Source organism: Endozoicomonas sp. OPT23, assembly GCF_009653635.1.
In the GTDB taxonomy this organism is placed as follows: domain Bacteria; phylum Pseudomonadota; class Gammaproteobacteria; order Pseudomonadales; family Endozoicomonadaceae; genus Endozoicomonas_A.
This window is the reverse complement of record NZ_PPFD01000003.1, coordinates 518,143-536,265: the sequence shown is the minus strand read 5'-3', so window position 1 is coordinate 536,265 and position 18,123 is coordinate 518,143. Positions and strand designations below refer to the sequence as shown.

29 protein-coding genes are annotated in these 18,123 nt (G+C 49.5%); 24 read left to right on the top strand and 5 right to left on the bottom strand.

The annotated features are described in order from the left end of the window. Positions 1 to 81: 81 nt before the first annotated feature. Complete coding sequence (locus tag EOPP23_RS08280) at positions 82 to 840, top strand: TlyA family RNA methyltransferase (protein WP_370514717.1); 759 nt, start codon at positions 82 to 84, stop codon at positions 838 to 840. Here the strand turns inward: EOPP23_RS08280 and EOPP23_RS08275 are convergent, their stop codons facing one another. From EOPP23_RS08275 to EOPP23_RS08255, 5 genes are all read right to left on the bottom strand, one after another. Continuing rightward, a complete protein-coding gene (locus EOPP23_RS08275; RefSeq protein WP_153765481.1) occupies positions 841 to 1,209 on the bottom strand; it encodes a hypothetical protein in 369 nt (122 codons plus the stop codon). A 78-nt stretch (positions 1,210 to 1,287) separates the two neighbouring features. Further along, positions 1,288 to 1,557, bottom strand: a complete 270-nt coding sequence (locus EOPP23_RS08270) for a YihD family protein (protein ID WP_153765480.1) — start codon at positions 1,555 to 1,557, stop codon at positions 1,288 to 1,290. 68 nt (positions 1,558 to 1,625) lie between these two features. Beyond that, entirely contained in the window at positions 1,626 to 1,964 is a 339-nt protein-coding gene (locus tag EOPP23_RS08265; RefSeq protein ID WP_153765479.1) for a GFA family protein, read from the bottom strand. A 42-nt stretch (positions 1,965 to 2,006) separates the two neighbouring features. Further along, positions 2,007 to 3,017: a class II fructose-bisphosphatase gene (gene glpX, locus EOPP23_RS08260; RefSeq protein WP_153765478.1), complete on the bottom strand. Its 1,011-nt coding sequence runs from the start codon at positions 3,015 to 3,017 to the stop codon at positions 2,007 to 2,009. Between the two features lie 120 nt (positions 3,018 to 3,137). Then, positions 3,138 to 4,127 carry a hypothetical protein gene (locus EOPP23_RS08255; protein WP_153765477.1) on the bottom strand — a complete coding sequence of 330 codons (990 nt, stop codon included), beginning with the start codon at positions 4,125 to 4,127 and terminating at the stop codon, positions 3,138 to 3,140. Positions 4,128 to 4,516: 389 nt separating this feature from the next. On the opposite strand from EOPP23_RS08255, the gene rpsL reads away from it, so the two are divergent. The 23 genes from rpsL to rpsE all read left to right on the top strand — a co-directional run bounded on the left by rpsL (position 4,517) and on the right by rpsE (position 18,120). Further along, entirely contained in the window at positions 4,517 to 4,891 is a 375-nt protein-coding gene (gene rpsL / locus EOPP23_RS08250; protein WP_153765476.1) for a 30S ribosomal protein S12, read from the top strand. Positions 4,892 to 5,086: 195 nt separating this feature from the next. Continuing rightward, positions 5,087 to 5,557, top strand: coding sequence for a 30S ribosomal protein S7 (gene rpsG, locus EOPP23_RS08245; RefSeq protein ID WP_153765475.1), 471 nt, complete (start codon positions 5,087 to 5,089; stop codon positions 5,555 to 5,557). A gap of 18 nt (positions 5,558 to 5,575) precedes the next feature. After that, positions 5,576 to 7,678 carry an elongation factor G gene (gene fusA, locus EOPP23_RS08240; protein ID WP_370514716.1) on the top strand — a complete coding sequence of 701 codons (2,103 nt, stop codon included), beginning with the start codon at positions 5,576 to 5,578 and terminating at the stop codon, positions 7,676 to 7,678. Positions 7,679 to 7,830: 152 nt separating this feature from the next. After that, positions 7,831 to 9,054, top strand: coding sequence for an elongation factor Tu (gene tuf, locus EOPP23_RS08235; protein ID WP_153765474.1), 1,224 nt, complete (start codon positions 7,831 to 7,833; stop codon positions 9,052 to 9,054). Positions 9,055 to 9,534: 480 nt separating this feature from the next. Then, positions 9,535 to 9,849 carry a 30S ribosomal protein S10 gene (gene rpsJ / locus EOPP23_RS08230; RefSeq protein WP_135512217.1) on the top strand — a complete coding sequence of 105 codons (315 nt, stop codon included), beginning with the start codon at positions 9,535 to 9,537 and terminating at the stop codon, positions 9,847 to 9,849. Positions 9,850 to 9,951: 102 nt separating this feature from the next. After that, positions 9,952 to 10,590 (top strand): 50S ribosomal protein L3, encoded by a 639-nt coding sequence (rplC, locus tag EOPP23_RS08225; protein ID WP_153765473.1) that lies wholly within the window; start codon positions 9,952 to 9,954, stop codon positions 10,588 to 10,590. 12 nt (positions 10,591 to 10,602) lie between these two features. Continuing rightward, positions 10,603 to 11,205, top strand: a complete 603-nt coding sequence (rplD, locus tag EOPP23_RS08220) for a 50S ribosomal protein L4 (protein ID WP_153765472.1) — start codon at positions 10,603 to 10,605, stop codon at positions 11,203 to 11,205. After that, on the top strand, positions 11,202 to 11,498 hold the full coding sequence (rplW, locus tag EOPP23_RS08215; RefSeq protein ID WP_153765471.1) for a 50S ribosomal protein L23: 297 nt from the start codon (positions 11,202 to 11,204) through the stop codon (positions 11,496 to 11,498). The genes rplD and rplW overlap by 4 nt, the downstream gene beginning before the upstream one ends. 11 nt (positions 11,499 to 11,509) lie before the next feature. Then, positions 11,510 to 12,337 (top strand): 50S ribosomal protein L2, encoded by an 828-nt coding sequence (rplB, locus tag EOPP23_RS08210; RefSeq protein WP_153765470.1) that lies wholly within the window; start codon positions 11,510 to 11,512, stop codon positions 12,335 to 12,337. Between the two features lie 21 nt (positions 12,338 to 12,358). Further along, the gene (rpsS, locus tag EOPP23_RS08205) at positions 12,359 to 12,637 is read left to right on the top strand and encodes a 30S ribosomal protein S19 (protein ID WP_370514715.1); all 279 of its coding nucleotides are present in this window, start codon (positions 12,359 to 12,361) and stop codon (positions 12,635 to 12,637) included. 11 nt (positions 12,638 to 12,648) lie between these two features. Beyond that, entirely contained in the window at positions 12,649 to 12,984 is a 336-nt protein-coding gene (gene rplV / locus EOPP23_RS08200; RefSeq protein WP_153765469.1) for a 50S ribosomal protein L22, read from the top strand. Between the two features lie 11 nt (positions 12,985 to 12,995). Further along, entirely contained in the window at positions 12,996 to 13,694 is a 699-nt protein-coding gene (gene rpsC / locus EOPP23_RS08195; RefSeq protein ID WP_153765468.1) for a 30S ribosomal protein S3, read from the top strand. An 11-nt stretch (positions 13,695 to 13,705) separates the two neighbouring features. Beyond that, positions 13,706 to 14,119, top strand: a complete 414-nt coding sequence (rplP, locus tag EOPP23_RS08190) for a 50S ribosomal protein L16 (protein ID WP_034841748.1) — start codon at positions 13,706 to 13,708, stop codon at positions 14,117 to 14,119. After that, the gene (gene rpmC, locus EOPP23_RS08185) at positions 14,119 to 14,310 is read left to right on the top strand and encodes a 50S ribosomal protein L29 (protein WP_153765916.1); all 192 of its coding nucleotides are present in this window, start codon (positions 14,119 to 14,121) and stop codon (positions 14,308 to 14,310) included. The genes rplP and rpmC overlap by 1 nt, the downstream gene beginning before the upstream one ends. A gap of 2 nt (positions 14,311 to 14,312) precedes the next feature. Then, positions 14,313 to 14,576, top strand: coding sequence for a 30S ribosomal protein S17 (gene rpsQ / locus EOPP23_RS08180; RefSeq protein WP_153765467.1), 264 nt, complete (start codon positions 14,313 to 14,315; stop codon positions 14,574 to 14,576). Positions 14,577 to 14,695: 119 nt separating this feature from the next. Continuing rightward, the gene (gene rplN, locus EOPP23_RS08175) at positions 14,696 to 15,064 is read left to right on the top strand and encodes a 50S ribosomal protein L14 (protein WP_153765466.1); all 369 of its coding nucleotides are present in this window, start codon (positions 14,696 to 14,698) and stop codon (positions 15,062 to 15,064) included. 11 nt (positions 15,065 to 15,075) lie between these two features. After that, entirely contained in the window at positions 15,076 to 15,393 is a 318-nt protein-coding gene (gene rplX, locus EOPP23_RS08170; protein WP_153765465.1) for a 50S ribosomal protein L24, read from the top strand. A gap of 11 nt (positions 15,394 to 15,404) precedes the next feature. Next, positions 15,405 to 15,944 carry a 50S ribosomal protein L5 gene (gene rplE, locus EOPP23_RS08165; RefSeq protein ID WP_153765464.1) on the top strand — a complete coding sequence of 180 codons (540 nt, stop codon included), beginning with the start codon at positions 15,405 to 15,407 and terminating at the stop codon, positions 15,942 to 15,944. A 16-nt stretch (positions 15,945 to 15,960) separates the two neighbouring features. Then, a complete protein-coding gene (gene rpsN, locus EOPP23_RS08160; RefSeq protein WP_153765463.1) occupies positions 15,961 to 16,266 on the top strand; it encodes a 30S ribosomal protein S14 in 306 nt (101 codons plus the stop codon). 29 nt (positions 16,267 to 16,295) lie between these two features. Continuing rightward, on the top strand, positions 16,296 to 16,688 hold the full coding sequence (rpsH, locus tag EOPP23_RS08155) for a 30S ribosomal protein S8 (RefSeq protein WP_153765462.1): 393 nt from the start codon (positions 16,296 to 16,298) through the stop codon (positions 16,686 to 16,688). A 12-nt stretch (positions 16,689 to 16,700) separates the two neighbouring features. Further along, positions 16,701 to 17,234 (top strand): 50S ribosomal protein L6, encoded by a 534-nt coding sequence (gene rplF, locus EOPP23_RS08150; protein WP_153765461.1) that lies wholly within the window; start codon positions 16,701 to 16,703, stop codon positions 17,232 to 17,234. Positions 17,235 to 17,248: 14 nt separating this feature from the next. Continuing rightward, positions 17,249 to 17,599 (top strand): 50S ribosomal protein L18, encoded by a 351-nt coding sequence (gene rplR, locus EOPP23_RS08145; protein ID WP_153765460.1) that lies wholly within the window; start codon positions 17,249 to 17,251, stop codon positions 17,597 to 17,599. A gap of 11 nt (positions 17,600 to 17,610) precedes the next feature. Beyond that, positions 17,611 to 18,120, top strand: a complete 510-nt coding sequence (rpsE, locus tag EOPP23_RS08140) for a 30S ribosomal protein S5 (protein WP_153765459.1) — start codon at positions 17,611 to 17,613, stop codon at positions 18,118 to 18,120. Positions 18,121 to 18,123 lie beyond the last annotated feature (3 nt).

Below are 18,123 nucleotides of genomic sequence, written 5' to 3'. Positions count from 1 at the left end.
TGCTGAAAATTCGCATATTAGTCAGAGCGAAGTTTTACTGCAGGTTATTTGAGTCGTGGTCTAAAAATGAAAGGTGTTTTAGTGCAGCGAATAGATCGCTTGTTGGTCGATAAAAATCTGGCCGTATCCAGAACCCAGGCGCAGCGATTTATAGCTGAGGGTCGAGTGTTTGTAGATTTTTCAGGTAAGTGGCAGAAGATTAAAAAGCCCAGTGAAAAATTTGAAGCAGATTCAGAATTTAAAGTTGAGAAAGATGAGTCAGACCGTTTTGTTTCCCGGGGTGGGCTAAAGCTGGCCGAAGCTCTGGTTAAGACCGGCCTTGATATAACTGGTATGACTGTCATCGATGTTGGCCAGTCCACGGGTGGATTTACCGACTGTGCTCTTCAGGCCGGTGCTGCAAAAGTGGTCGGCATTGAAGTTGGTCATGATCAGCTTGTGGATAAGTTGAGAAGTGACCCAAGAGTGGTCTGCCTTGAAGGTATGAATGGTCGTGCGTTGTCGACTGATCTATTGAAATATACGGAAGGTCAGAAGGGGTTTGATCTAGCCGTCATGGATGTTTCGTTCATTTCACAAACGAAGATTATTCCAGTTCTGGCATCGCTGATAAAGTCAGGAGGTCGTTTTATTACTTTGGTCAAACCCCAGTTTGAAGTAGGGAAAGAGGGTTTGGGTAAGGGTGGTATCGTGCGTGACGAATCACTTTATCCACAGGTTGAGCGGTTAATAAAACAGTGTTGCGATAAGCATGCTTTGAGTGTTGAGCAATATTTCGACAGTCCGATTAAAGGCGGGGATGGTAATCGGGAATTTTTGCTCTATGCGCAGAAAGGTTGATTACGGGCCTAATCGCCAGGTTCTTATTGGCAGCTTATAATGGCGAACCACGCGCTTTAGTCGTTGCCAGTGTGCCATGTCGGTATCTTTATTCAATATAAGAACGATGCCGGCTTTTTTCCCCGTTAACATCGCATAATCCAGAGACTGGCCAATGGCTTCTTGCCACTTGCTGGCGAAGTCCATTTCAATGGCGTAACTTTTGGTCAGGCAGTCAACACGTCGACCGTCTTTTAATTTATGTTCAACTTTGCCACCTTTTCCCTCACACCAGACTTTTTGGTACCAGATTTCTTTTTCTCCAGCGTGGAGCGTAGAGCTCAGAAGAGTAATGGTAAGAGTGAGAAAAAGTGTGGAGAGCGAAGACATGTTTCAATCCTTTGAAATCATATCTTCACGCTAGCGCTACATTTCTGTAAGAGCAAGAGGCAGGAGTAATAAGAACTCTCAGGAAGATTTGATGCCTCGGGCTTCCAGCATAGCTTTCTTGAAATCCGGAACTGAATCCTTGGCGATTCCCGGAATCATGGCTCCGGTATCTTCATCGCGCATTTTCAGATGGTAGATCAGCATGTCATCGGTCACAGAGTCCAGTGAACCTGTGTGTCCTGCTTCGGCAGCAAGCTTCTTGATGATTTCCACCAGGTTCAGGTGGGCTTCACGATTCCAGACAGGAGCAAGAAGTTCCTGCAGCTCTTCAATTTTATGGCAGCTCATAATTGGTACAACTTCATCCAATTCAAAGGGTGCAATTATACTGTCTCCGACAGTGTCTTGTTACACATCTATAGTAATTCAGCACCATTGAAATACCTTACCGGTACTTCAGCGACCTGTTTTCTCTCCATTCCAAAATTTATGGCAACCTTGGGGTTAGTTTGCCCTGGTTTGGTTTCATAGTGTGTGATGCAGCCACAATGAGAGCAGCGTATAAAATCAAGTTCATTGTCTCCCCATGAATATGAGCTAATGCCTGCAGCTCCGATCTCAATTCTGGGTTCGCCTGGAGGGTAGTAACCCCACAGACTCATATAGCGACTGCAGATGGAGCAATTGCACTCGGTTACCTGGCTGGGTGGTGTTACTGTAATTTTTACGTTTTCACAGTGGCAACTTAATTGCATGTTTCATTCCTTATCGATGCACAACAGAATGCTCAGCAATAGTCAGAGAATAACTTTCTTAATTTCGTCGTCTTTACGATCAAGGTAGTGAATAGACTTAATGCGGCGAATAGTGCGGGATTTGCCACGAACTACCAAAGTTTCTGTCTCTGCAATATTGCCCTTGCGGCTGATGCCTTCCAGGAGGTCGCCCTTGGTGAGACCGGTAGCAGAAAAAACAACATTGTCAGAGCTTGCCATATCAGACAGTTCAAGTAGTTTTCCTGGTTCAACACCCATTTCCTTGCATCGAATCCGCTCAAGGTCGCCAGCGGCCTTGTTTTCTTCGCTGTCACCTTTTGCCTGGTCTCGAGTAAGTAGACGGCCTTGCATATCGCCACCCAGTGCGCGAATAACGGCGGCAGAAATAACGCCTTCTGGTGCTCCGCCTACGCAATACATCATGTCGACTTCACTGTCTGGCATGCAGCACAGGATAGAGGCTGCAACGTCACCATCAGGAATAGCAAAAACCTTAACGCCCATTTCCTGCATCATGGCGATGGTACTGTCGTGTCTTGGTTTGGCCAGTGTGATAACGGTCAGGCTTTCGAGAGGCTTGTGCAGAGCTTTGGCAACATTCTCAATGTTTTCACGAAGACCCAGGTCAAGGTTGATAGCCCCTTTTGCGCCCGGACCTGCAACCAGCTTTTCCATATACATATCAGGCGCTTTCAGAAAGCTGCCTTTCTCGCCAGCGGCCAATACGGCTACAGCATTGTTCTGACCCATGGCGGTCATGCGTGTGCCTTCGATAGGGTCGACAGCGATGTCTACGCTTTCGCCAGTGCCTTTGCCGACCTTCTCACCAATGTAAAGCATGGGGGCTTCATCTATTTCGCCTTCACCGATAACGATTTCACCGGCCATTTCGACCTTGTTAAGCATGGTTCGCATGGCTTCAACGGCTGCGCCGTCGGCAGCATTTTTGTCGCCACGGCCAAGCCACTTGTAGCCAGCAAGGGCGGCTACTTCGGTAACACGGGAAAACTCAATCGCCAGTTCGCGTTTCATAAGCCTGATATTTATAAAGCTGTGAATGATCGGGAAACTGTAACATAGCAGGCCAGAGGATGAATCCAGACGAATCAATAAAGAGAAGGGTATATGGTTGAATGGTTGTGGAGGTAGCGATTACTTCCAGTCATCAAAATTAGTTCTTGGCTGATCGCCGTTGGTTCTACCATTGATGACAGACCAGTCATTTTTTACAAGATCAGAACCTGTAAAATCAAACTGGCCTTGTGTATCAATAATATCCTGAGCTGCCTCGGGGTCTTCAGAAAAATCAGATGCATATTTTTGAAGTTGAGTAGCGACCGAAGAGTACAAGGTGTTTGCTTTGCCAATTTCAAGCGCAGTAACAATTGCTTTCAGCGGAGTGGTTCGATAGTCCAGCCCAACATCAGAAGCTAAAGCAAGATAGAGGTTCTTTGATCGTAATTTACTGGCAATATTGCCGGGGTTATCGAGCAGTACACTAAGCCTTTCCTTCAGCTCTTCACCAGAGCTGCTTTCGTGCGCAAGATGAGACTCAACAATAACTTCTGCGCATCTTGTCGCAACAAGCCCTTGCCTGTGTACTTTCATAGCTCTATTTATCTGGCAGTCAGCAAGCTTCTCGCCTTTAAGGAAATCGCGTATCTCATCCAGTTGCTGAATGCTGGTAGCGCTCTCTTTAAGGTAGGCTTTGAATTCAGTGACTTCTTTCTTTGGGTGTGACGGTGCGCTCAGATGGAGCTTGTAAATAAATTGTCGAACCCGTCCGGGGCGTGTATTGGAAAGGAGTCCATGTAGGAAAGCCTGTTCATGATTGCGAAGAGTGTATTTCTTCGCCTGCATACTGCCCAGAGATTCAGGTTTTTTTTGCAGCTCGATGTGTCTCTTTTCGGATTCCGGAATGGCTGCTGTTTTAAGGATTGAGCGAGTTTTGGGTTGTGTGGCAACTTTCCGCTTCGCTATTGAAGTGTCAGGGAGGTTTTCTGGTTGTGGAGCCTGTTTTACTGAAGCAGATGGGCTCGGTTTTGTTTGAGCGACTGTGCGGCTCGAAAAGCGTCCAAGGACAGGTTGAATAACGTGGGTCTTAAATCTGTGAAAGGCAGAGCTAACGCCTTGAATTGCCATGGAAGTTCTTCCCTGATGGTATGTCCCTATCTATATCAGTATAAACAAGTCGTCCGTCATGAATCCTGAACCTATAAATCGATTAAAATTGAGTTCCTGTCAGGTTCTAAAGTCTACCGATTAGGTAAAAATAGTCAGTAGCTTTTCATGAAAGAATCTTAACTTGCCACTGGTCAATTAAGTCTTTCGTATCATGATGCTTGACCTTGACAATTCAATTCCGTAAAATTTCGGCGCTTTATTTTGCCCTTGAATCAAGTTGGTTTAGGGGGGTGAGAAGCCGGCATTTTGTCGGCTTTTTCCCGTTACGCAAAATATGCCAGGACAACATCGTAGCAATCCTCTGGTGCGATAGTCCTGTTAACTTAGAAACGACTGGAGTTCGCTGAATGGCAACAATTAACCAGCTGGTTCGCAAACCTCGCAAGCGCAAAGTCAAGAAAACTGACGTTCCAGCGCTGCAGGCTTGCCCACAGCGTCGCGGTGTTTGCACACGTGTGTACACCACTACCCCTAAGAAGCCAAACTCCGCGCTGCGTAAAGTATGTCGTGTGCGTTTGACTAACGGCTTCGAAGTGACTTCCTACATCGGTGGTGAAGGTCACAACCTGCAGGAACACTCCGTTGTTCTGATCCGTGGCGGCCGTGTAAAGGATTTGCCAGGTGTTCGTTATCACACAGTACGTGGTAGCTTGGACACCCAGGGTGTTAACGATCGTAAGCAGGGCCGTTCCAAGTACGGTACCAAGCGTCCTAAGTCCTGATTCAGGAATTAGTCGCTTTGCCGGTGTGATTTATTAGCGCCGGAAATTATTTAGAGTGCTATAAGTTAATGATTTTTCAGGCTTATAGGGTAACGCTCACAGAATTCAATCAATAGGTTGATAAGAGTAAGGCCGGGTTGCTTCTCATAGAGAGTGTGTTCCGGATTACCTGAAGGCCGAAGAGAGGGCTTATCAATGCCAAGAAGACGCGTCGTCGCCAAACGTGAAGTACTGCCAGATCCTAAGTTTCATGACAAGACTCTGGCTAAATTCATTAACCACGTAATGATCTCCGGCAAGAAATCTGTTGCCGAGAAGATTGTTTACGGTGCACTGGACAAAGTTCAGGAACGCGGCAGCAAGGAACCTCTGGAAGTCTTTGAAAAGGCTCTGGAATCCATCTCCCCAATGGTAGAGGTTAAGTCTCGCCGTGTTGGTGGTGCTACCTATCAGGTACCTGTTGAAGTTCGTCCTAGCCGTCGTACAGCTCTGGCTATGCGTTGGTTGGTAGATGCAGCTCGTAAGCGTGGTGAGAAATCCATGGACCTGCGTCTGGCGGGTGAGCTGATGGACGCCGCTGAAAACAAGGGTGCTGCTGTTAAGAAGCGTGAAGACGTGCATCGCATGGCTGAAGCGAACAAAGCGTTCTCTCACTACCGTTTCTAAGTACCAGAGGATTAAGTCGTGGCGCGTAAGACCCCGATTAACCGCTATCGTAACATTGGCATTTGTGCTCATGTTGACGCGGGTAAGACAACGACAACAGAGCGTGTACTTTTTTACACCGGTCTGAGCCACAAAATTGGTGAGGTGCACGATGGTGCAGCTACCATGGATTGGATGGAGCAGGAGCAGGAGCGTGGTATCACTATTACCTCCGCTGCAACTACCTGTTTCTGGCGCGGAATGGATGCTCAGTTTGATGAGCACCGCGTAAATATCATCGATACTCCTGGGCACGTTGACTTTACGATCGAGGTTGAACGTTCACTGCGTGTGCTGGACGGTGCAGTTGTTGTACTGTGTGGCTCATCAGGTGTTCAGCCACAGACGGAGACAGTTTGGCGTCAGGCGGACAAGTACGAGGTTCCTCGTATGGTGTTCGTTAACAAGATGGACCGTACCGGTGCTGACTACCAGATGGTGGTTGACCAGTTGCGTGACCGTCTGGGTGCTAACGCTGTCCCAATGCAGATGACCATCGGTTCTGAAGACGAGTTCAAGGGTGTAGTCGACCTCGTCAAGATGAAAGCGATCATCTGGAATGAAGCAGATCAGGGTATGACCTTCAGCTACGAAGAGATTCCTGCGGACATGGCCGATGAGTGTGCAGAAATGCATGAATACATGGTTGAGTGTGCAGCAGAAGCTACTGATGAGTTGATGAATAAATACCTGGAAGAAGGTGATCTGACCGAAGAAGAAATCAAGGCTGGTATTCGCGCCCGTACGCTGGCGAATGAAGTCATCCCTGTCTTCGGTGGTTCTGCATTCAAGAACAAAGGTGTTCAGGCGGTACTGGATGCTGTTGTTGAATACATGCCTTCTCCGAAAGAAGTTAAAGCAATTGAAGGTGTTCTGGACGACGCTGCCGAGACCGTTGAGACTCGTGAAGCTGATGATGACGCGCCTTTCTCTGCTCTGGCATTCAAGATTGCTACCGATCCGTTCGTAGGTACGCTTACCTTCGTGCGGAGCTATTCCGGTACTCTGAATTCAGGCGACAGTGTTTACAATCCTGTAAAAGGGAAACGTGAGCGTGTTGGTCGTATGGTTCAGATGCACTCCAATAATCGTGAAGAGCTGAAAGAGTGCCTGGCGGGTGACATTGTTGCCCTGATTGGTATGAAAGACGTTACAACAGGCGACACCTTGTGTGCACCTGGTAGCGTTATCACGCTTGAGCGTATGGAGTTTCCGGAGCCGGTAATCTCGGTTGCGGTTGAGCCAAGAACCAAGGCTGATCAGGAAAAGATGGGTGTTGCACTGGGCAAGCTTGCTCAGGAAGATCCATCCTTTCGTGTTCATACCGATGAAGAAACGGGTCAAACCATTATTTCCGGTATGGGTGAGCTGCACCTCGATATTCTTGTTGACCGCATGCGTCGCGAGTTTAGCGTTGAGGCTAATATCGGTAAGCCACAAGTGTCTTATCGTGAAAAGCTGAAAGGTACGGTTGTTGCCAACCACAAGTTTGCCAAGCAGTCGGGTGGTCGTGGTCAGTATGGTCACGTAGTTATTGAGTTTGCTCCTGCTGAGGATGGTGAAGAGGGTCTCGAGTTTATTAACGAGATCGTTGGTGGTGCTATTCCGAAGGAATACATCCCTGCTATCCAGAAAGGTGTTGAAGAACAGATGATGAATGGTGTGGTCGCTGGCTACCCGTTATTAGGCCTGAAGGCTCGTCTGTACGATGGATCTTTCCATGATGTTGACTCCAACGAAATGGCGTTTAAAATCGCAGCGTCTCAAGCTTTGAAGAAGTACGCGCCAGAGGCTAATCCTGTGGTAATGGAGCCTGTGATGAAAGTTGAGGTGGTAACGCCGGAAGACTACATGGGTGACGTTATGGGCGATTTGAATCGTCGTCGCGGTATTGTTCAGGGCATGGAAGATACACCTTCTGGCAAAACAATTGACGCTCAGGTACCGCTGGGTGAAATGTTCGGCTACGCCACCGATCTGCGTTCAGCAACTCAGGGGCGTGCAACATACTCTATGGAATTCAATGAGTATGCCGAAGCGCCCGCCAGCATTGCTGAAGCGGTTATTAATTACCAGGGTTAATACGTGTGCCAGCTTTCTAGGAGTTAGCATCTGCGGTTGATGAAAACTTTTGCTATTTTACGAGCAAAAAGTTTCAAACCGGCTGACTGCGCTGTTAGAATGCTGCGTCGGTATCACTACCCCGAAACCATTGATATTAAAGGTCTAGAGAAATGGCTAAGGAAAAATTCGAACGTACTAAGCCGCACGTTAACGTCGGCACCATTGGTCACGTTGACCACGGTAAAACTACCCTGACTGCTGCACTGACTCGCGTTTGTGCTGAAGTTTTCGGTGGCGAAATGAAGGCGTTCGATCAGATCGATAACGCTCCTGAAGAACGTGAGCGTGGTATCACTATCTCTACTGCACACGTAGAGTACGATTCCAAAGAGCGTCACTACGCGCACGTTGACTGCCCAGGACACGCTGACTACGTTAAGAACATGATCACCGGTGCTGCTCAGATGGACGGCGCTATTCTGGTATGTGGCGCGACTGACGGCCCTATGCCTCAGACACGTGAGCACATCCTGCTGTCCCGTCAGGTTGGTGTTCCAAAGATCGTAGTATTCCTGAACAAAGCTGACCTGCTGGCTGAAGATTGCGGCGGCGTTGATTCTGAAGAATACGCTGAGATGCTGGAGCTGGTTGAGATGGAGCTGCGTGAGCTGCTCGATACTTACGACTTCCCAGGCGACGATACTCCAATCATCGCTGGTTCCGCTCTGATGGCTCTGAACGGTCAAGACGACAACGAACTGGGTACATCTGCTGTTAAGAAGCTGGTTGAGACTCTGGATACTTACATTCCAGAGCCAGAGCGTGCTATTGATCAGCCGTTCCTGATGCCTATCGAGGACGTATTCTCCATCGCTGGCCGTGGTACTGTTGTAACTGGTCGTGTTGAGCGTGGTATCGTTAACGTTGGTGAAGAAGTAGAAATTATCGGTATCAAAGAGACCGTTAAGACTACTGTTACCGGTGTTGAAATGTTCCGTAAGCTGCTTGACGAAGGTCGTGCAGGCGAGAACGTTGGTGCGCTGCTGCGTGGTACCAAGCGTGAAGACGTTGAGCGTGGTCAGTGTCTGGTTAAGCCGGGTACTGTTACTCCTCACACTACCTTCGAAGCTGAAGTGTACATCCTGTCTAAAGATGAAGGCGGTCGTCACACTCCTTTCTTCAAGGGCTATCGTCCACAGTTCTACTTCCGTACCACTGACGTAACTGGTGCTGTAGAGCTGCAGGAAGGCGTTGAGATGGTAATGCCGGGCGACAACATCAACTTCGTAGCTACTCTGATTGCTCCAGTAGCAATGGAAGACGGCCTGCGCTTCGCTATCCGCGAAGGTGGTCGTACTGTAGGTGCTGGCGTTGTTGCTAAGATCATCGAGTGATTCTGAATCACGACTGATCTAAGTCACCCTATAAAAACCCCGGGCAAGCCCGGGGTTTTTTCGTTTATGAATAGCCGGAACTATAGTTTTCTTTTCTGAAGATCAGGGTTCGTTTTTCTGAAGAAAAAAACGAGTTTTAAAAGGTTTGAAGAAACTGGGTGAGTTTCGCGAAGGAATGGTGCTATAGTACTGCAGCTTTTTTCTGAGTGGGTGCGAATAACTGCTTCAATTTTGATCAGTGATTGCGTGGAAAATCTTGATGGTCGGAATTAATCCGAATCATTCAAGCAGTTTTCCTTATCTCGATAAGTTGTGTTTGAGGCTATAGTTATGCCTCAGATTTGCGTGCGGTGCTGAAGCCAGCTCTCGTCTAGCACTTGTGTTGACATTAAGTTTTGTGCTTAGTAGAATGCCGCGTCCTTTTTGTCTGGGTGACATTGATCGCCGGACTTAGTTCTTTACAGATATGGTTACAACAAGATGAGTCAAGCTCAGCAAATTCGCATTCGCCTGAAGGCTTTTGACCATCGCCTGATCGATCAGTCCACGCAGGAAATCGTAGATACTGCGAAGCGTACTGGTGCTCAAGTGCGTGGTCCTATCCCTCTGCCAACCCGAAAAGAACGTTTTACGATTCTGGTTTCTCCTCACGTGAACAAAGATGCACGTGATCAGTATGAAATCCGTACTCATAAGCGTCTTCTCGATATTATCGAGCCCACCGAAAAAACCGTTGATGCACTGATGAAGCTGGATTTGGCAGCTGGCGTCGAAGTGCAAATCAGTCTCGGTTAATAGCGGCCCGGGCGGCCATTCAGTGTGCACATTACTTTTGTGTAACGCTCTGGAATGAGCGGCCATAGTGGGTGAAAGCCCCGTACACGAGAGAGGTTGAAAATGACTATTGGATTAGTCGGAAAGAAGTGCGGTATGACCCGCATCTTCACAGAAGACGGTGCTTCTGTACCAGTCACTGTAATTGAAGTTGATCCTAACCGTGTCACTCAGGTTAAAAACCTGGATGTTGACGGTTACAGCGCAGTTCAGGTGACTACCGGTGCTAAGAAAGCAAACCGTGTTCGTAAGCCGGAAGCTGGTCACTTTGCTAAAGCAAAGGTTGAAGCCGGTCGTGGTCTTTGGGAATTCCGTGTTGACGATTCTGCCTCTTACGAGCTGGGTCAGTTGATCGGAGTTGACCTGTTCGAGCAAGGTCAGTCAGTTGACGTTACTGGTCAATCTAAAGGTAAAGGTTTCCAGGGTGGCGTTAAGCGCTGGAACTTTTCCATGCAAGATGCGACACATGGTAACTCTCTGTCTCACCGTGCTCCTGGTTCCATCGGTCAATGTCAGACCCCAGGTCGTGTCTTCAAGGGTAAGAAGATGGCTGGACATATGGGTGCTGAGAAAGTGACTGTTCAGTCCCTGGAAATTGTTCGCGTTGATGCTGAACGTAACCTGCTGCTGGTAAAAGGCGCAGTACCTGGTGCAACTGGTGCTGACGTTGTTGTTAAAGCTGCAGTCAAAGCACGCGCCTGAGGGGATTAAACGATGGAATTGAATGTAACAGGTGCTGGTACGGTTCAAGTCTCTGACGTGACCTTCGGTACTGAATTCAACGAAAGCCTGATTCATCAGACTGTAGTTGCTTTCATGGCCGGTGCTCGTCAAGGTACTCGTGCTCAGAAAACCCGCAGCGAAGTAAGCGGCGGTGGACGCAAGCCATGGCGTCAAAAAGGTACTGGCCGCGCACGTGCCGGTACTATCCGTAGCCCATTGTGGCGCGGGGGCGGCAAATCTTTTGCTGCTAAACCACAGGATCACGCTCAGAAGCTGAACAAGAAGATGTATCGCGGTGCGATGCGTTCTATCCTGTCCGAGCTGGTTCGTCAGGAACGTCTGGTTGTTGTTGAGAGCTTTGCTATCGATACACCTAAGACCAAACTGATGGTTGCCAAGCTGAAAGAGCTGAATGTTGAAAACGGTCTGATCGTTTCCGACGAAGTTGATCAGAATCTGTACCTGGCTACTCGCAACATCCCACACGTGGATGCTCGTGATGTACAGGGTATTGATCCGGTTAGTCTGATTGCTCACGAAAAAATCGTGATGACTGTAGCGGCCATCAAGAAATTCGAGGAGATGCTGGGATGAACCAGGAACGTATCTACAAGGTTCTGCTTGGTCCACACATTTCCGAGAAAGCTACTGTAGTTGCTGAAGAGCACGGTCAGTATGTTTTCCGAGTGGCAACAGACGCAACCAAGCTTGAAATCAAAAAAGCCGTTGAACTGCTGTTCGAAGTTAGCGTTGACGCTGTTCGTACTTCTGTAGTTAAGGGCAAGACCAAGCGCACTAAATTCGGTATGGGCAAGCGCTCTAACTGGAAGAAGGCGTATGTCAGTCTGGCGCAGGGTCAAGAGATTGACTTCGCCGACGCGGAATAAGGAGTTATAGGATGGCCGTAATTAAGTGCAAGCCGACTTCTCCGGGTCGTCGCTTCGTAGTCAAGATTGTAAATCCTGACCTTCACAAAGGACGCCCTTACGCGCCTTTGCTGGAGAAGAAGAGCAAGACTGGTGGTCGTAACAACGCTGGTCGTATCACTACCCGTCATCGTGGTGGTGGTCACAAGCAGCACTATCGTCTCGTAGATTTCCGTCGCAACAAGGATGGCATCCCAGCTGTTGTTGAGCGTCTGGAATACGATCCGAACCGTACTGCTAATATCGCTTTGCTGAAGTACATCGACGGTGAACGTCGTTACATCATCGCACCTAAGGGTGTGAAAGCAGGTGACGAGCTGTACTCTGGTGTTGATGCACCAATCAAGGCAGGCAACACTCTGCCACTGCGTAACATCCCTCAGGGTTCTGTAGTTCACTGTGTTGAACTCAAGCCAGGTAAGGGTGCGCAGATGATGCGTTCTGCTGGTACCTCAGCTCAGGTTGTAGCCCGTGACGGTGCTTACATTACCCTGCGTCTGCGTTCCGGTGAAATGCGTAAAGTTTTGGCTGACTGTCGTGCAACTCTGGGTGAAGTGTCTAACAGTGAGCACAGTTTGCGCTCACTGGGTAAGGCTGGTGCCAAGCGTTGGAGAGGCGTACGCCCAACGGTTCGTGGTGTTGCCATGAACCCGGTTGATCACCCGCATGGTGGTGGTGAAGGTCGTACTTCCGGTGGTCGTCACCCAGTGACACCATGGGGTATGCCGACTAAGGGTCGTAAGACTCGTTCCAACAAGCGTACGGACAAAATGATCGTACGTCGTCGCAGCGCGAAGTAAGCCCAGAGAGAGGATACGACAGTGCCACGTTCTTTGAAAAAAGGCCCATTCATCGATCTTCACCTGCTGAAGAAAGTTGAAGATGCGGCTGATAGCGGCAACAAGCGTCCGATCAAGACCTGGTCTCGCCGCTCTATGATCCTGCCTAATATGGTAGGTCTGACCATCGCCGTTCATAACGGTCGCCAGCATGTACCTGTTTTCGTTAGCGAAGACATGGTAGGTCACAAGCTGGGCGAGTTTGCTGCTACCCGCACATATCGCGGACACGCTGCAGACAAGAAGGCCAAGAAGCGCTAAGAGGGTAAGAAATGAAAGAAGTAGCTGCTATACATAAAGGCGCTCGCATTTCTGCCCAGAAAGCGCGCCTGGTTGCTGATCAGATCCGAGGCAAAGCCGTAGGCGATGCTCTGGAACTGTTGGCATTCAGCCCTAAAAAAGGTGCTGAGCTGGTCAAGAAAGTGTTGGAATCTGCGATTGCTAATGCAGAGCACAACGATGGCATGGATATCGATGAGCTGAAAGTGTCTGCTATCTTCGTTGACGAAGGTATGACCATGAAGCGCATCCGTCCACGTGCCAAGGGCCGTGCCGATCGCATTCTGAAGCGGTCTTGCCATATCACGGTTAAGGTTGCAGAGGTCTAAGGAGCGATCACATGGGTCAGAAAGTTCATCCAAATGGGATCCGACTGGGCATTGTTAAGCCCCACAGATCAGTATGGTTCGCTGAAGGTCGTGCATACGCCGACAAGCTAATCGTTGATCTGGAAGTCCGTGATTTCCTGCAAAAGAAGCTGAAAAATGCTTCTGTAAGCCGCATCGACATTCAACGTCCTGCGCAAAGCGCTCGCGTTACCATTCATACTGCCCGTCCAGGTATCGTGATTGGTAAAAAAGGCGAAGACGTTGAGAAACTGCGTCAAGCAGTAACCAAGATGATGGGCGTACCTGTTCATATCAACATTGAAGAAGTTCGTAAGCCCGAACTGGACGCAATGCTGGTTGCACAGTCTATCGCTGGTCAGCTGGAACGTCGTGTAATGTTCCGTCGCGCCATGAAGCGTTCTGTACAGAATGCTATGCGTCTGGGTGCCAAGGGTATCAAGGTGCAAATCGGCGGTCGTCTCGGCGGTGCTGAGATCGCTCGTTCCGAGTGGTACCGTGAAGGTCGCGTACCTCTGCACACTCTGCGTGCAGACATCGACTACGCGGCTTACGAAGCCCTGACTACCTACGGTATCCTGGGTGTTAAAGTATGGATCTTCAAGGGTGAAGTGATTGGTGGAATGGCTGCTGTTGAAGAGCAGGCTAAAGAACCAGCCAAACGTCCCAAGAAGAGACAGGCTAAGAAGTAAGGAGCGCGGTAATGTTACAGCCAAAGCGTACGAAATTTCGTAAGCAGCAAAAGGGGCGCAATCGCGGCCTGGCACACCGCGGCTCCACAGTTAGCTTCGGTGAATACGCATTGAAAGCAACTGGTCGTGGACGTATAACTGCTCGCCAGATCGAAGCAGCCCGTCGTGCCATGACTCGTCACATCAAGCGTGGTGGTAAAATCTGGATTCGCGTCTTCCCTGACAAGCCGATCTCCAAGAAGCCTCTTGAGGTTCGAATGGGTAAAGGTAAGGGTAGTGTTGAGTACTGGGTAGCGCAGATCCAGCCGGGTCGTGTCCTGTACGAAATGGAAGGTGTGTCCGAGGAACTGGCTCGCGAAGCATTCGCTCTCGCTGCTGCCAAGCTTCCAGTGGAAACTGCCTTCGTTAAGCGGAGCGTGATGTGATGAAAGCTGCTGAATTACGTGAAAAAACTGTTGAACAGCTCAACGAAGAGCTGATCAACCTGCTGCGGGATCAATTTAATTTCCGTATGCAGAAGTCGACTGGTCAGCTGAGTCAGACTCATCTGCTGAAGCAGGCCAAGCGCGACATCGCCCGTGTTAAGACGGCGTTGAATGAGAAGGCAGGTATTTAACGATGGCTGAAGACAAGAAAGTCCGTACTCTGACCGGCAAGGTCGTGAGCGACAAAATGGACAAGACCGTCACCGTTCTTATTGAGCGCCGTGTTAAGCATCCGCTCTATGGTAAGATCGTTAAGCGGTCCACCAAGTTGCACGCGCACGATGAAAACAATGATTGCCGCATGGGTGACACTGTTACCATTAAGGAAACTCGTCCAATGTCTAAGTCCAAGACATTCGAACTGGTTTCAATTGTTGAGCGTGCCACTCAAATATAAGGCCACGGTGCCTGAAGTCTGAGTAGCGGTAAGACGCGGGATGAACCGGTCCTTGTGACCGGTTCATCATACTTTGACTTTGCAGGTACCCGTCTGCAATTTGGGCTTGGAGAATAAGCATGATCCAAACAGAATCTCAACTCGATGTAGCCGATAACTCTGGCGCTCGTCGAGTACAGTGTATCAAGGTGTTGGGTGGATCCCATCGCCGCTACGCACACATCGGTGACATCATTAAAATTACCGTTAAGGAAGCAATTCCACGCGGTAAGGTCAAAAAAGGCCAGGTGATGAACGCTGTTGTTGTTCGTACTAGAAAAGGCGTTCGTCGTCCAGACGGCTCCCTAATCCGCTTCGATGGCAATGCAGCAGTTCTTCTGAACGCTAACAATCAGCCAATCGGTACCCGTATCTTTGGGCCAGTGACTCGTGAACTCCGTGGTGAGCAATTCATGAAGATCATTTCCCTGGCACCAGAAGTACTGTAAGGGAGCAGGAAATGAAAAAGATCCGTCGTGACGACGAAGTTATCGTCATTGCAGGCAAGGACAAAGGTAAGCGCGGCAAAGTGCAAACCGTTCGTGCCGATGGCAAGCTGATTGTTTCTGGCATCAATATGATGAAGAAACATCAAAAGCCTAACCCAATGCTGGGCACCCCTGGTGGCATCGTTGAAAAAGAAGCGGCTATTCAAGCTTCTAACGTTGCAGTCCTGAACACTGAAACCGACAAGGCTGATCGTGTTGGCTTCGCTATCTCTGAAGATGGCAAGAAGCAGCGCGTATTCAAGTCTAACGGTAAGCCGGTTGACGCGTAAGGGGTGGCATAATGGCAAACTTCAAGACTAAATATCGTGAAGAAATCCGCGCACAGCTTAAAGAAGAGCTGGGCCTGGCAAACATTCACGAAGTACCGCAAATCACCAAAATCACTCTGAACATGGGTGTTGGTGAAGCGATTGGTGACAAGAAAGTCATCGAACATGCTGTTTCTGACATGGAAAAAATTGCCGGTCAGAAATCAGTAGTTACCAAGGCACGTAAATCCGTTGCAGGCTTCAAGGTTCGTGAAGACTGGCCAATCGGCGTTAAAGTGACCCTGCGTGACGAACGTATGTACGAATTCCTGGAGCGTCTCATTGACATCGCTCTGCCTCGTGTTCGTGACTTCCGCGGTATTTCCGCTAAGTCATTTGACGGCCGTGGCAACTACAGCATGGGTGTCAAAGAGCAGATCATCTTCCCGGAAATCGATTACGATAAAGTTGACGCTCTGCGTGGTATGGATATTACTCTGACCACCACTGCTAAGACTGACGATGAAGGCCGAGCTCTGCTGAAAGCTTTCAACTTCCCGTTCCGTAACTGATAAAGGTACGAGCCCCATGGCAAAAGTATCCATGAAGCAGCGGGAGTTGAAGCGTCAGCGCACCGTTGCCAAGTTTGCAGAAAAGCGCGCTGCGCTGAAGGCGATCATCAGCAGCCCAGCGACGTCTGAAGACGAGCGTTGGGATGCAGTTGTATCACTGCAGAAGCAGCCACGTAATGCAAGCGCTGCCCGTCTGCGTAACCGCTGCCGCATCACAGGTCGCCCACACGGCTACCTGCGTAAGTTCGGCCTGAGCCGTATCAAGCTGCGTGAAGCAGCGATGCGCGGTGATGTTCCTGGTCTGGTTAAGGCCAGCTGGTAAGCGCGATTGATTTTCTGGAGAGTTAGATAATGAGTATGCAGGACCCGTTAGCAGATATGCTAACTCGTATCCGTAATGCCCAAATGGCAGAACACGCTTCTGTCGAAATGCCTGCGTCCAAGGTGAAGGCTGCTGTAGCCAAAGTACTGAAGGATGAAGGTTTTATTGTTGACGCCCGTGTTGAAGGCGAAATCCAGCAGAAGCTGGTTATCGACCTGAAATACTACGAAGGCAAGCCAGTTATCGAAAACCTGAAGCGCATTAGTCGCCCGGGTCTTCGTACTTACTCCGGTAAGGAAGAACTGCCTAAAGTCAGCGGCGGTCTGGGTATCGCTATTGTTTCTACCAACAAAGGTGTTATGACCGATCGTGCTGCTCGCGCAGCCGGTGTTGGTGGCGAAATTCTGTGCACCGTATTTTAAGGGAGGGGTAATATGTCTCGTGTAGCTAAAAGCCCTGTTGAAATCCCTGCTGGTGTAGAGATTAAACTGGACGGTCAGTTCATTTCCGTCAAGGGCGGCAAGGGACAACTGGAGCTGAATATTCACTCCAACGTTGTCGTAAAGCAGGAAGAAAGTGTCCTGACTTTTGAAGCTCGTGACGGTGCCAAGCACTCTCGTGCTCTGGCTGGTACAACCCGTGCGCTGATTAACAACATGGTTGCCGGTGTAACTGCTGGTTTCGAAAAGAAACTGCAGCTGGTAGGTGTTGGTTATCGTGCGCAGGCGAAGGGCAAGACCCTAAACCTGAACCTGGGCTTCTCCCATCCGGTTGATTACACCATGCCGGAAGGTGTGACTGCTGAAACCCCTAGCCAAACTGAAGTCGTTATCAAAGGTATCGATAAGCAGTTGGTTGGTCAGGTTGCAGCGGAAATCCGCGAATTCCGTCGTCCTGAGCCGTATAAGGGCAAGGGTGTTCGCTACTCCGACGAACATGTTCGTCGTAAAGAAGCCAAGAAAAAGTAAGGTAGGGTGAGATCATGACTGATAAAACTTCTGCTCGCCTGCGTCGTGCCCTTCGCGCACGTATGAAGATGCGCGAACTGGGCGTTAATCGCTTAAGCGTTCATCGTACCCCGCGTCACATTTATGCGCAGGTGACTGCCCCTGAGGGCGACAAGGTGCTGGCCTCTGCCTCCACCGTCGAGAAGGAGCTTCGTGCAGAAGCTACCGGTAACGTTGATGCTGCCAAGAAGGTAGGTGCTCTGGTCGCTGAACGCGCCAAAGCTGTAGGCGTTGCCAAGGTCGCTTTTGACCGCTCCGGTTTCAAATATCACGGTCGTGTGAAGGCTCTTGCCGACGCTGCTCGTGAAGCCGGCCTGGAATTCTGAGGGTAGTCATCATGGCAAGAGATGAACGTAAACAACAAAACGACGAAGGTCTGATTGAGAAGCTGGTACAGGTCAACCGAGTAGCCAAAGTGGTGAAAGGTGGTCGTATCTTCGGCTTCACAGCTCTGACCGTCGTTGGCGATGGTAAAGGTAAAGTAGGTTTTGGTCGTGGCAAGGCGCGTGAAGTGCCAGTTGCGATCCAGAAAGCTATGGAAGCTGCCCGTCGTAACATGATTCAGGTTGACCTGAACGGTGACACTCTGCAGTACCCTGTGAAGGGCCGTCACGGCGCTTCCAAGGTTTACATGCAGCCAGCATCTGCTGGTACCGGTGTAATCGCCGGTGGTGCAATGCGTGCTGTTCTGGAAGTAGCTGGCGTACACAACGTACTGGCCAAGTGCTACGGTTCCACAAACCCTGTGAACGTTGTTAACGCAACATTCAAGGGCTTGCGCGACATGCGTTCTCCTGAAGACATTGCTGCCAAGCGTGGCAAGTCTGTTGAAGATATTCTGGGGTAAGTC